Source organism: Caldisericota bacterium, from assembly GCA_034717215.1.
Classification (GTDB): domain Bacteria; phylum Caldisericota; class Caldisericia; order Caldisericales; family Caldisericaceae; genus UBA646.
Genome location: JAYELD010000119.1, coordinates 1 through 12,514 on the forward strand (window position 1 = coordinate 1; position 12,514 = coordinate 12,514).

Annotated in this window: 13 protein-coding genes and 2 riboswitches; of the genes, 3 read left to right on the plus strand and 10 right to left on the minus strand. The window is 36.2% G+C overall.

Annotated features, from left to right (window positions below):
- From U9Q18_04665 to alaS, 5 genes are all read right to left on the minus strand, one after another.
- The coding region (locus tag U9Q18_04665; protein ID MEA3313649.1) for a hypothetical protein at positions 1-1,658 on the minus strand (1,658 nt) is incomplete at its 3' end.
- Positions 1,659-1,694: 36 nt separating this feature from the next.
- The gene (locus U9Q18_04670) at positions 1,695-1,928 is read right to left on the minus strand and encodes a hypothetical protein (GenBank protein ID MEA3313650.1); all 234 of its coding nucleotides are present in this window, start codon (positions 1,926-1,928) and stop codon (positions 1,695-1,697) included.
- A gap of 2 nt (positions 1,929-1,930) precedes the next feature.
- On the minus strand, positions 1,931-2,830 hold the full coding sequence (mltG, locus tag U9Q18_04675; protein MEA3313651.1) for an endolytic transglycosylase MltG: 900 nt from the start codon (positions 2,828-2,830) through the stop codon (positions 1,931-1,933).
- Between the two features lie 29 nt (positions 2,831-2,859).
- On the minus strand, positions 2,860-3,309 hold the full coding sequence (ruvX, locus tag U9Q18_04680) for a Holliday junction resolvase RuvX (protein ID MEA3313652.1): 450 nt from the start codon (positions 3,307-3,309) through the stop codon (positions 2,860-2,862).
- Between the two features lie 13 nt (positions 3,310-3,322).
- Complete coding sequence (gene alaS, locus U9Q18_04685; GenBank protein MEA3313653.1) at positions 3,323-5,908, minus strand: alanine--tRNA ligase; 2,586 nt, start codon at positions 5,906-5,908, stop codon at positions 3,323-3,325.
- Between the two features lie 116 nt (positions 5,909-6,024).
- On the opposite strand from alaS, the gene scfA reads away from it, so the two are divergent.
- Genes scfA through U9Q18_04700 form a run of 3 tightly spaced genes read left to right on the plus strand, consistent with a single transcriptional unit; the run spans position 6,025 to position 7,593 of the window.
- Positions 6,025-6,189, plus strand: a complete 165-nt coding sequence (gene scfA, locus U9Q18_04690; GenBank protein ID MEA3313654.1) for a six-cysteine ranthipeptide SCIFF — start codon at positions 6,025-6,027, stop codon at positions 6,187-6,189.
- Positions 6,190-6,193: 4 nt separating this feature from the next.
- Positions 6,194-6,778, plus strand: a complete 585-nt coding sequence (locus U9Q18_04695; protein MEA3313655.1) for a 4Fe-4S cluster-binding domain-containing protein — start codon at positions 6,194-6,196, stop codon at positions 6,776-6,778.
- Positions 6,779-6,810: 32 nt separating this feature from the next.
- Complete coding sequence (locus U9Q18_04700; protein MEA3313656.1) at positions 6,811-7,593, plus strand: SPASM domain-containing protein; 783 nt, start codon at positions 6,811-6,813, stop codon at positions 7,591-7,593.
- 17 nt (positions 7,594-7,610) lie between these two features.
- Here U9Q18_04700 and U9Q18_04705 read toward each other — a convergent pair whose 3' ends face one another.
- From U9Q18_04705 to U9Q18_04725, 5 genes are all read right to left on the minus strand, one after another.
- A complete protein-coding gene (locus U9Q18_04705; protein ID MEA3313657.1) occupies positions 7,611-8,081 on the minus strand; it encodes a SoxR reducing system RseC family protein in 471 nt (156 codons plus the stop codon).
- Positions 8,059-8,454 (minus strand): molybdenum cofactor biosynthesis protein MoaE, encoded by a 396-nt coding sequence (locus tag U9Q18_04710; GenBank protein MEA3313658.1) that lies wholly within the window; start codon positions 8,452-8,454, stop codon positions 8,059-8,061. The genes U9Q18_04705 and U9Q18_04710 overlap by 23 nt, the downstream gene beginning before the upstream one ends.
- Positions 8,455-8,697, minus strand: coding sequence for a MoaD/ThiS family protein (locus U9Q18_04715; GenBank protein ID MEA3313659.1), 243 nt, complete (start codon positions 8,695-8,697; stop codon positions 8,455-8,457). It lies immediately after the preceding gene.
- Between the two features lie 147 nt (positions 8,698-8,844).
- Positions 8,845-10,584, minus strand: coding sequence for a M6 family metalloprotease domain-containing protein (locus U9Q18_04720; GenBank protein ID MEA3313660.1), 1,740 nt, complete (start codon positions 10,582-10,584; stop codon positions 8,845-8,847).
- A gap of 70 nt (positions 10,585-10,654) precedes the next feature.
- Positions 10,655-10,738, minus strand: a riboswitch (cyclic di-GMP riboswitch).
- Positions 10,739-10,774: 36 nt separating this feature from the next.
- Positions 10,775-10,861, minus strand: a riboswitch (cyclic di-GMP riboswitch).
- Positions 10,862-11,090: 229 nt separating this feature from the next.
- Positions 11,091-12,514, minus strand: a 1,424-nt coding sequence (locus tag U9Q18_04725) for an S-layer homology domain-containing protein (protein MEA3313661.1), incomplete at its 5' end; no start/stop codon positions are given.

Consider the following 12,514-nt stretch of genomic DNA (forward strand, 5'->3'; position numbering starts at 1 on the left):
TTAGACGGATCTAATTTTAGCAACAACTCTATTATCTGCTCTTTCTTAGAAAGGTCTACTGTGTCGTCAATACAACCATATAGTGCTTTAGCAACAATATTTTTTTCGACAGCATTGGGAATGTCAGCAATATAATTAGCTAGCTCTAAGTAATCATCAAGAGAAAGTTTGTTAATTCTATGCGCAGAGATAAGCCATCTTATACCTTCAGTTTCTTCGTTTGTGTTACACAAGATTTTACCTAATGTGTAGAAATATTGAAATGTTGTCTTATCACTAAGACTTTTATTTCTAAGATATTTGCTCACTGTCCTTAAATATTCAACATCTTCTTTAATCAAAGGAAAAAGCGGTGCTGAAAGAGTGCTTGCATTCGGCTCAGTATCTACAATTTTAAGAAACATAGATACAGCATCCTCTTTCTTGCCAAGATTAATAAGCATGCCATAAAAATCTTTTTTCAAATTTTTATCCTGTGGAAGAAGATTCGTTATTTTGTAAAGAATATCAAATTTTTCCTCGCCTTTTGCATATTTGCAAGCAATTCTCAAATAAAAAACTGCATCTTTTTTGTTTCCGTTTTCTTCACTGAGATGTGAAAGTTTTTTAATTATTTCTACATTACCAGGATCTATAAGAAAAACTTTATTATAGATATGCTCTGCCTCTATAAAATTTATCTTTGTATACCTTTCTGCCGCATTTGTAAGCAATTTTTTTGCTTCTTCTTCATCTCCCCTGTTCATACATTCTAGCCCTTTTATATATCCCGGGTCATTGATAAAAGTAAGTTCTGTCGCTCCGACACCTGATACTTGAATTTTCGTGGTAGAAAGCTCTTCTCCAGTAGGTATCTTCTTTTGTTTCTCGTCGGAAGTTACCTTTTTCTTAAATCTCGGCTCTTTTTCGAGAGAGGTTAAAAGGGATTTCTCCCCAAACGTATCAACTGGAGGTTGCGCAGGTGAAATACCTGTCTTAGCGTCAGGTTTCTTTACGGATTTCCTCTCAACCTTTTTTTCTTTTTCAGGAGAAACTACTTCAGTTTCTTTAAGCTTAAGTATCTCGGAAAGTCTTTTCAATGCCACTTCGTTATCAGGGTTCAATTTAAGGAGTACATTGAAATAAGTTTCTGCATCTTCATATTTTTTCATAATAAAAAGCAATTCTCCGGCAAATTCAATTAGTGCTGGTTTAGCCCCTTTTGTTTCAATGAACTTGTTTACAATACTAAACGCATTTTCAAGCTGTCCAACAGCCACATGCACATCTACAGCCTTTAAGGCAATTTCCATCTTTCCTGGAAATCTACTCTGCAAAATAGATATAAGATCAACAGCTGCTTCTTTTTCATTATGTTTAAGCTTCTCGTCTACCAAAAGAAATGTGTAATGAATACCATTTTTAGTATCATCTAATTCAAAAAAGAGCGGTATAATCTTATCATAGACCTTTTCATAAAATAATGAAGGAAGCGCATTAACATTTTCACAGATTTTTAAAAGTTCAAGATACACTTGCAGAGCACTTTTAGGATCATTTTTATCATAAAAATTGTCCCCTTCCTTCACAACTTCTTTAAGCGCTTCGTCAAAATGCCCTTGCGCTATAAATTTTTGCAAGGTTGCCTTGTAATTCCTTTTCCCAAAAAGTGCACTCATATTATGCATTCCCCTTTATCTTTATTATAATTTTTTTTAACCAAATTCAAAACAACAAAATTGTTCAATTTCGCAAAGGTAATTTAGTACTTCATTTTCTACATTCTTGTCATAAAAAATGGATACCTCTTCATTATTTCCTAAAGAAAGCGCAACAAGTCCAGTATCAGAAAGCAACGCTTGGACAAACCAAACATACCGTTTGTCTATATGAATTTTTCTCAAAACTTCTCTTCCCTTTATTTGTTCGTTATTTTTTATGCTGTGCACAATTATCCACCATAATATTTTAAAAGATCTCTGTTGTGCTCTTCTAAAGTTCGTTCAAATATTGCTTTTCCTTCCGGCGTTGTAATAAAGTAGTAATAATTTGCATCAGGAGCATCAAGCACAGCGATGATGGACTTTATCCCCGGATTGCATATAGGCCTCGGTGGAAGTCCGGCATATTTATATGTATTATACGGAGAATCTATATCATAATCTTCTTCTGAAAGCCATTGTTTATGGCCTGGCAATATATAAACAATTGTAGAATCTGCCTGGAGCGACATCCCAACGCGCATCCTATTTAAAAACACGCTTGCAGCAAGAGGCCTGTCCTCGTCAAGACGCACTTCTTTTTCAACAATAGAAGCAAGGATAATAACTTGTTCTAAAGTTAAATTTTTTCCCATTGCCTTTTCATTAATGTCAGCTGGCAAAATCTCTAAAAATCTTTCCCCGAACCTGTTTATTACATCTCTATTCGCCATTTTTTCTGTGAATGAATATGTATCAGGAAAAAGATATCCCTCATATTGCTCCGCCTCTTTGATAAACAGCTCTTTGTCCTCTATCACATTGTTTTCGTAAAGTCTTTCTGTAATATCTCTTACGGTAAATCCTTCCGGAATGGTTACTTTTATATCTTCCGGCAATACTCCTTGCTTAAGGATATCTATGATGTCAAAAATGCTATGAATATCAGTAAAAAAGTAATGTCCACTTTTTAAATTTCTCTCTTCTCCTTTGACCCTAACGATAATAGAAAAACCAATCGGATCAAGAATAAAACTATTTTCCTTCAATAATGTTCCTATATTTTTCGCTGTAACATTTTCTGAAATATCAAGCTCTCCTTCACTCTTGCCCGTAATTAATCCAGGATATACTTCAATAAAGATGATCAAAAAAATAAGAAGAAAAATAACGAGAAGAATTATTCGCCTGAATTTTCTAATTTTTTCTTCCTCCCTCCATAATTCAGATAACTCTGAAGGATTAACAAAGCTTCGGCAACATCTTTTGTTGCACGTTCTTTTTTGGATCTAACTCCTAGTGACTTAAACATTTTATGGGCTATAACGCTGGTAAAACGCTCATCCCAAAGAATGATTTCTACCCCGTTTAAATATCCTTTTAACATATTTACAAATGTAAGCACTTTTTCTGCCTGTGAGCCCACAACTCCTTTTAATGTTTTAGGAAGACCTATAACAACGGTTTTTGCGCTATAAAATTTTACCAGGTTTTTTATTGCTTCAAATTCATTCCCGTCTCTTTGGATCAAAGTAACAGGGTTTGCGGTTATATGTAAAGAATCGCTTGCAGCCACGCCAACTCTTCCCATGCCAACATCAAGTGCAACAATTACTCCTTTTTCCTTCATTTATTCACCTGCTTTATAATTTTTCTTTAAGATCTTTCACGTTTATCCGCGTAGTGCCACTTCCCTGTGCTAAACGTTCGTTTCCTCCTCCTCTTCCATTTAGAAGCGGAGATATCTTATTAAAAATTTCAATGCTTGAAACATTTTCATCCGTCAACTTCCCTATGAGCAGAAGAACCTTATCAGATTCAACAGAACTAAAAAGCATGACTCCTTTCTTCAACTTTTTCCTTGCCATATCCAATGCTTTACGCAATTCTACAAATGAAACCGAATGAAATTCCTTAAAGTAAAAAGGAATACCATCTTTTTCTGTAATTAAAATGATATCGTCCAATGCTGATTCAATGCCTTTTAATTTAAATTGGTGTAATTCACGCTTCAGTTCTTTATTTTCAGCAAAAATTTCTTCCATACGATCTGGAACGGATTTTTCGTCCACTGATAAAATTCTCGCTGCTTTTTTAAGGATTCTTCCTTTTTCCAATATCGCCTGGTAAGCTTTTTTGCCTGAAAGCCCCTCTATTCTTTTTATGCCAGATGCAACACTCCTAAAAGATGTAAGCACTACACAGTGAATATCGCCTGTATCGGGTACGTGTGTTCCTCCACAAAATTCTTTGCTTACACTGGTTATATCGACAACCCTTACAGTATCTCCATACTTGTCGCCAAAAAATGCAAGAGCACCAGATTTATTTGCCTCATCAAGTGTCATTTCTTTAACACAAACAGGAATCCCATTCATTATAATGTCGTTTATTTCTCTTTCAATTTTACCAAACACTTCATCGTCCATCTTGCCCGTAAAATTAAAGTCAAAACGAAATTCATCAGGATAAACAGCAGAACCTTGCTGGCCAATATTTTCTCCAAAAAAACTCCTCAGTACTCCCTGTAATATATGTACAGACGTATGTGCCCGCATAATTGCATGTCTTCTCTCCGAATCGACAGATGCTTCCGCTGTATCTCCCACTTTAACGGATCCGCTCTTTATCTTACCTGTATGTATTATTAAGTCACTAATTGGAGTTTCAGTATCTTCAACTACAAATGTAAACTTTTCATTTTTTATAATCCCTTTATCTCCTGCTTGCCCACCCTTTTCAGCATAAAAAGGCGTTTTATCAAGTATAATAGAAACTTCCTCCCCTTCTGATGCCGAATTAACTAAATTCCCATTCTTTAAAATGCCCTTTGCTTTAACTTTTGACGAAAGAACGTCATAGCCAATAAAATTAGTCGCACCTACCTCTTCTTTTACCTTAACAAGATTGACTCTCTCCGTAAAACTCTTTCCTCCGTTAAATGCTTTTCTCGCCCTTTCTCTTTGCTCTTCAAGATATTCATCAAATTTCTCATTATTAAAGTTAAGATTATGTTCTTCAAGCAACAATTTAGTAAGTTCTATTGGAAAACCAAGCGTATCATACAGATAAAATGCAGCATCTGCAGAAAACTCTTTTCCACCTGATGCATCTATCTTCTTACACTGGTCTTTAAAATATTCAAACCCTCCATTTAATGTCCGGCTAAATCGCTCTTCTTCGTTTTTTACATTAGAAATTATCTTATCTTTATTTTCGCTCAGCTCCGGGTAAAATGTGTTAAGAGAATTCACAACAACAGGAACAATACGATGAAGAAACGATTCCTCGAGATCTAATTCTCTTCCAAAAAGTGCACTTCTTCGTATCAACCTTCTCAGCACATATCCTCTTTTTCCATTGCTAGGAACCAGCCCCTCGGCAATAAGAAAAGAAATGGCTCTTATATGGTCGGCTATGACACGGAAAGAATGATTCTTTTTTTCATCAATCCCATACTTTTGTCTACTTATATCTTCAATTTTTTTAATGATGGGCAAAAAAAGATCTGTTTCAAAATCTGTTTCAACTCCTTCTATAATACTTGTAATCCTCTCGAGTCCCAAGCCGGTATCAATATTTCGTTTCGGCAATGGTTTAAGCTCTCCGTTAGCTTGCCTGTCAAACTGAGTAAAAACAAGATTCCAAAATTCTAAAAATCTCTCCCCGTCATCTCCGGGAAACTGCTTTTCTTCCCCTGGCTTTCTTATACCCTTGTCAAAATAAATTTCAGAGGAAGGCCCACAGGGCCCGACAGCACCCATCTTCCAGAAATTATCTTCTTCGCCAAGTAAAATAATCTTTTCAGGAGCAATACCTACTTTTTTCCAGATTTCCTTTGACTCTAAATCATCCTTGTATACTGAAATCCATAAACGCTCTTTCGGTAAATTTAACACTTCTGTCACATATTGATACGCCCAGGGTATTGCTTCTTCTTTAAAATAATCACCTATGGAGAAATTGCCAAGCATTTCAAAAAATGTATGGTGTCGCGCTGTGTACCCTACATTATCTATGTCATTTGTTCTCAGGCATTTTTGCCCTGTTGTTATGCGTTTGCTTGGCGGTTTTTCCTCACCAAGATAATAAGCTTTCAAGGGAACCATCCCCGCTGAAGTAAACAAAAGCGTTTGGTCCCGAGGAATAAGCGATGCACTTTTTAATCTCAAATGGTTTTTATTTTCAAAAAAAACAAGAAAATTCTCCCTTATATCTTTGCTTTCCACATTTTCACCTTCTTTCTTTTGTTAAATTTTACATTGAGATAGAATTTTGTCAACATTACAAAGGTACTTGCCTGAATGTCTAATTTGAATTATAATAAGCAAAATGGAGGTAGCAAATGAAACATATAAAAACAGTTATTAAAAAACCTTTCTGGAATATTGATAAAAAACACGATTGCAGAGAGTGCCAAACACCCTGCAAATCAGCATGCAAAACAAGCGTAACAATAGGCAATCAAGTTTGTGAAATCAAAAAGCCAATAAAGAGATGGATCTGGTAGTTTAATGCATGATGCTTTTTGCAAAGAAAATGTCCACACCTTTGCATTCAACAAAGAACGTTTTGCGGTTGATGTAAATACAGGTTCGTTATTTGTGCTTGATGAAATATCATATAAATTCATCAACACGCTCATTAAAGAACAATCACTTGATTTAGCCGAAAAAATACTTTTCAGAGAATACGGAAAAGAAGCTTTAAACACAAGGAAAGAGATCGAGCAACTCATAAAAGAAAATTTGCTCTTTTCGCCTTCGCCAGAATACTTTAAATCTGAGCTTTCCCTCAAATCTCTCTGCCTGAACATCGCTCACGCATGTAATTTTGCCTGTAAATATTGCTTTGCAAAACAAGGAAACTACGGCAATAAAAATGCTCTAATGAGTTGGGATATTGCAAAAAAATCCATTGACTTCCTCTATGAGCATTCGAAGGGAAGACAGCATTTAGAGGTAGACTTCTTTGGAGGAGAACCCCTGCTTGCTTTTGCCGTTGTTAGAAAAACAGTTCAGTACGCAAAAAAACATACCCGGATAAAAAATGGCGTTTTACAATCACAACAAATGGCTCCCTTATCACAAAAGAGATAGAAAAATTTCTGTACGATAACGACATAAGCATAGTGTTAAGTTTAGACGGACAAAAAGAAACAAATGATAAATTCAGGATATTGCCAGATGGAAATGGCACATTTGACCTTATTTACCCAAAAATAAAAATTGTTACAGAACATAGGAAAATCTCATCAGGATATTATGTAAGAGGTACATACACACAAAAAACACCGCACATTGCAAAAACAGCAATGGATTTACATAACCTTGGGTTTGATTTTATTTCGCTTGAGCCAGTAATAACAAAAGATAAAAAGATAGGCTTCACAGAAAAAGATTTACCCAGCTTAAAAAATGAATACGAAAAACTTTCTAAAAAATACATAGAATCTCAGAAAGAAAAAGAATGGCACTTCTTCCATTTTAACATTGACCTCGAAGCAGGCCCGTGTATACAAAAGAGAATCCATGGATGCGGCGCAGGCATAGAATACCTTGCCGTTTCTCCAGATGGAAACATATACCCCTGTCACCAGTTTGACGGCATAAATGAAATGAAATTAGGAGACATATACAATGGAATTTCAAATAAAACGCTTGAAGAAAAATTTAAAAATGCAAATTTCTTGTTTAACAAAAAAGATTGTGCACGTTGCTGGGCACGTTTCTACTGTTCCGGCGGATGCCTTGCAAATAATTACAATATAAATGGAGACATATTAAAGTCCTATAAAATAGGATGTGAACTTCAAAAAATGCGTATAGAAGCAGCACTTTTTGTTCAATCAAAACTAAAGGAAATGAATATAAATTACCACTCGTTAGTAACAGATCCCCAAGAAATAAAATAATAATAAACTACGTTTGATCAACACAAATTGTTAGGGTGCGAAGCATCTTCTTTTTTTAAGAGAATTTCTGTTATGTAAGAATGCCCTTTTTGTTCCCTGTCTTTCTTTCTTACAACAAGCATTCCTATCCAGAGGAATATGGCTGATGTAGCAACAGACAATGCATTTTCCAGATTCCCAAGTCTAAAACCAAAACCTTTTTCTAAAGTAATGCCTAAAATAACGCCAACAGCAAAAAACAAAAATGGTATCATGTATATAATAAAAGCTCCGGCAAGAACATCTGATTCACTTAGTTCAAATGCGACAAGGTCTCCTTCCTTTGCATAAATATCGTTTTTTACAATAATTATATCTTTATTATTTTTCCATAGAGAAGACGAGCCACAGCTTTTTTCTCCCGCACAACCGATGCATTCACCTCCTGCAGCCGCCCTTATCTCCGCAAATTTGCCTTTTACGTGCTTAACTATCCCCACTTCTCGCATATCTAATCTCCTTCCAGATTGGCACTTTCTCCTTTACCTTATCCACAACCATGCTGCATACCTTAAAACCTTCCTTTCTGTGCGCAGAAGAAATGCCAACAAACAAAGAAATTTCTTGTAGTGGGACCTCCCCTATCCTATGAATAATAATTACTTCTTCTATGCCGCTAATATTCAGTGCTTCTTGTTCAATCTTTTTCATTTCACTTAATGCCATTGTTTCGTAAGCAGTATAATTTATCGACATAACATCTCCGTCTTCGATGCTTTTCCTTGGCTCACCCAAGAAAGTAATAATAGCACCTGCATTAACTCTTTTCAACAGCTCTATATAATGGAGTATATCAATCTTTTCTTTCAGTATTTTTATCATTTACCCACCTCCCACAGGTGGTATTACAGCCAATACATCTCCGTCTTTTAATACAGTATCTTCCGCTGTATATTTTTCATTAACAGCAAATACAACACTGTTAAACGATGTTTCAAGGGAAGGATATTTTTCCAAAAGGTCTCTTTTAATATCCAGAACGGTTTTCCCGTTAAAGCTTAAATCAATTTCACCTTCTCCAACAATCTTCTTTGCTTCTGCAAAAAATAATATTTTTACCATCATGGTTTGATTATATTTAAAAACAGATTTTCCACAACCATCTGATAAAACCAATGGTTAAGAAAATAATGTTAGATTCAGATTTGAATAAATGATAAGAAAATAGAGAAATGCCTGATTATAAGTTTAAAGACGATGCTGCGTTATATATTAATCTCCGAGTATAGAGAAATCAACAGTGATAGTTAAATATGAATCGCAATCACTAATGTTGCTTATTTTTAGATAGGTAGGCGTGCCATCATACAGGTTACTATTTGGTAAGGTATCCATAGAGAATACTCTATTGTCAGTAGAACCCGGGAAAGGATCCCCGTCATCCCCGTAGTTCTTTTTCCGTTCAAGATCCCATAAACCGTCTGCCTGTACTAAAGCAACTTTGTAATGCCCCTCATTTGGAGTTTCATCAAACGGGGACCATGCATAACTATTTGAAGTTGCAGATTCATCAATATGATATATTAAAATTCCTGCCCCGGGTAACTTCGAATCAAAACCTATTTGCTGCCTATTTTCTATAAGGAAGTATTCGTCCGGGTTTGATTCCAAAATATATTTATAAATTTTGCCTTCCGCAAGCTCAACAGCAGGGATAGGAATAGATTTTAAATCCCCGGTAATGATAGTCGGCTCAATCCATCCAAATTTTATCTTATGCCATGCATCAAAGTGTGAAGGAGTATCGCCTGACCGCTTTGTCGCTCCCCATACTCCATTTGCCATAATGCTCCATTTGCCAAGACCGTTGGATTTTTCTCCATCGTATTTAAAATAAGATAATCCATCCAGATCATAAAGGTCGATTGCACCAAGTATATGTCCAAATTCATGACAAAATGGCCCAATTGTTGCATCCCCTGGTTCATATCTATACTCAGGGAGTATGTCATAATCACAAACTGTTTTCCCGTCTCTTTTCTCGGCTGCAATTGACCACATATGGGGGTATATTTTATCTGGATATTTAGAACTTGCCTGTCTGCCAGCATAAATAATAAAAATCCCATCTACAACTCCGTCGCCATCGCCATCGTGCTCTGAGAAATCTACAACAGGATCAATTATGTCAATAATATCCTCTACCAATTTTTGTGTGTTGTGCGGGTATGCCCCCATTCCATTGGATGACCCTACATAGTATGAATAAGGTTCTGGCGCTGTAAACCATTGAGTATCTGAACTGGAATTTGCATAAGCTGTACCTCTTACTTCAAGTTTGCCTAAAGAATTTTCCAAGTAATAATCATACAAGCTTTTAGTCCCTTCACCAAAGAGAAGATTTTGATAAAAAGTAGGAGTTGAAACACTATAACTTGCAGCTGTATCGCTGAAATCTACAAGAATAACAATTGGTTTAAGAACGCTAACCCGGGGCGGCCTCTTAACCAACTCTTTAGCCGAAACGAATTGTATTACAGATTTTCTAGTTTCAACGGGAATGATGACTTTGATTTCTGAATTATCATAAGTTGCTGCATTCTCTCTCAACAATGAGAACGATATTTCATTTTGCCCTGGTTTTAAAGAAAGAAGTTCGTATTTATAAACTCTACCAAAATCCAGAGGTTTATAATCGGCTGCTTCCATATCCGGTAAATTCAAAGTGTTTTGAGATATTATTTCAAATGCTTGATTATTTAAATTAATATTTACTGAATCGCTTCGATTGTAAGTTCTTAATGAAACAAAAATCTTATCATCAAGTTTTATTGGTTTGGAAACAATTATTCCTTCAGATTCATTGGCATCGATATAGATATAGTGAGTTTCACTTTTATAATTAGTTGAAAACACACTAAATAGGTTTAGCGGAGTAATCATAACAACAAATATGATTATTATTCCGCTAACTACTGCTTTTTGTCCCGATAACCAGGCTACTTTTTTCATCTCTCTCCATTTGGGCTCCAAAAATTCTGGCGTGCAGTAGCTTTTACATTTGAGAGAGATCTGGCAAAATAAAAAACCAAGCCGGTTGCGCTACTGGCTCGTCCTTGTTTTAGCGCCCAAATTTAAACAAGGATTCAACGCCTCTTGGTACCACGTATAACCTGGTTTTTGCCTTAAGTCCCCTTAGACAAAAAAACCAAGCCGGTTGCGTCATTAGCTCCTCTTTGCCCCGTGACGCCCATATTGGGAACAAAGGATCAAAGCTTCTTGGTACGTTAACACTATTTAGTTTTCAATGTTATTTCATTTTAACGGTTTTTTTTCGCTTGTCAAGTAAAAAAGCATAAATTTTAGCTTTTTCTTAAAAAAATTTCTTTATTTTTAATCGACATTAGTTTTTTAGCTAGCTACTCAACCTTTATATTAATCAAAAAAAGAAGAAGGGGGAGAAAAGTTTTTTCTCCCCCTTTCGGAAAATATTCTGATTAGCTTTTACTATTCACAGTTTATGGCATTTCTCTCTTCACTATTATTTTTACAATAACTTCTCTTGGAGGTGGATCATTGCCCTCTGGTGTAAGCCCGTCCACTGGAACAATCGCAATGATTATACTTCCTAACTCCGGAACCTCAATTGTTGAATCAGCCCATTCAGAGTAAATCGGAATTTTTTTGCTTGGTATCACAATAAGGATATCCTGCCTTAACGGATTAAGAACAATATGCGGTATCGAAGCTTCCATTATAAATGAGAATGCCCAATGGGTTGATTTCAAATCAGGATAAGGATTTTCAATAATTCCGTCTTCGAATGGTCCTCTCCCAAGCGTCTTACAGGCAATTGTTACAAACTCTGCCCTGGTAATCGGCTTGTCTGGTTTAAATGTGCCATCTGGATAGCCCAAAATTATTTCTCTTTCAGCTATGGCTTCAACAGCACCATATGCCCAGTGTGAACTATCCATATCGCTAAAGGTTGGAGTAGTCGAATATTTCGGTTGAAGATTCAGAAGTCTAAAGAATATTTGTGCAGCTTCAGCTCTAGTAATAGATCTATTAGGTCCGAATGCACCATCAGGATAACCAATAATAAGTTTTTCCTTAAATAAAGCCTCTACATGCCCGAATCCCCAGAATGAGTCGGTAACATCGGGGAATGAGTAGCTAAATGTATCAAACAAGTACTCCTGCCATTTAAGGCCAAGTGCTCTTGCAACTGAAGAAGAAACCTCGGCTCTCGTAATATAATTTTCAGACCTGAATGTCTTGTCAGGGTAACCAGAGAAGAAATTATGGTGGTAAATAACGACTTCTTCCTCTGGCAACGGTTGAGGAGGTGGTGGAGGTGGAGGAGGCGGTGGTGGAGGAGGTGGTGGTGGTGGAGGTGGTGGTGGTGGAGGCGATAGAGTAACATCTGCGCTATCCGGCGGTAAAATATATTCATTGCTACTAACAAACGCAGTGTTTGTATGTGTACCATAAGACGCCGTCGATGAGATATTTGCAGTAAATCTAATAGTAAAAGTATCTCCCGGATTAAGCATCCAGACACCCCAGGAAATGGTCCCGTTTGCACCAGCAGAAGGATTAGCCACAGAAGTTCGACTTCCAGTACCACTGAATGTTATCTCATATGTATTCACAAAAGTAAAATTAGGAGGCAATGTATCTATTACATAAAGATTTGTTAAACTAATGTTTCCTGTATTTTCTACTACTATAACCCAGTTTATGTTTGCCCCAAGTGTTCCTGCCTGTGTATTAGGAGTCTTTGTAATCGTTGCAAAAGGTAGGTTCAAGTAGTTGGTACATGTATCTGAGTTGTTCGCTACCTGTGCATCTGGAGTATCTGATGTAACAATAGCTGTGTTGGGATCTATCGTTGTAAGGGATGAAGATACATCAGCATAGATTGTTACTATATGTGATA

Bases quoted from the DNA above. Each gene is read 5' to 3' on its own strand.
- U9Q18_04695 (MEA3313655.1), top strand. From the start codon at position 6,194: ATGCATGATGCTTTTTGCAAAGAAAATGTCCACACCTTTGCATTCAAC.
- U9Q18_04705 (MEA3313657.1), bottom strand. From the start codon at position 8,081: ATGCGAGAAGTGGGGATAGTTAAGCACGTAAAAGGCAAATTTGCGGAG.
- U9Q18_04720 (MEA3313660.1), bottom strand. From the start codon at position 10,584: ATGAAAAAAGTAGCCTGGTTATCGGGACAAAAAGCAGTAGTTAGCGGA.
- ruvX (MEA3313652.1), bottom strand. From the start codon at position 3,309: ATGAAGGAAAAAGGAGTAATTGTTGCACTTGATGTTGGCATGGGAAGA.
- U9Q18_04710 (MEA3313658.1), bottom strand. From the start codon at position 8,454: ATGATAAAAATACTGAAAGAAAAGATTGATATACTCCATTATATAGAG.
- U9Q18_04715 (MEA3313659.1), bottom strand. From the start codon at position 8,697: ATGATGGTAAAAATATTATTTTTTGCAGAAGCAAAGAAGATTGTTGGA.
- scfA (MEA3313654.1), top strand. From the start codon at position 6,025: ATGAAACATATAAAAACAGTTATTAAAAAACCTTTCTGGAATATTGAT.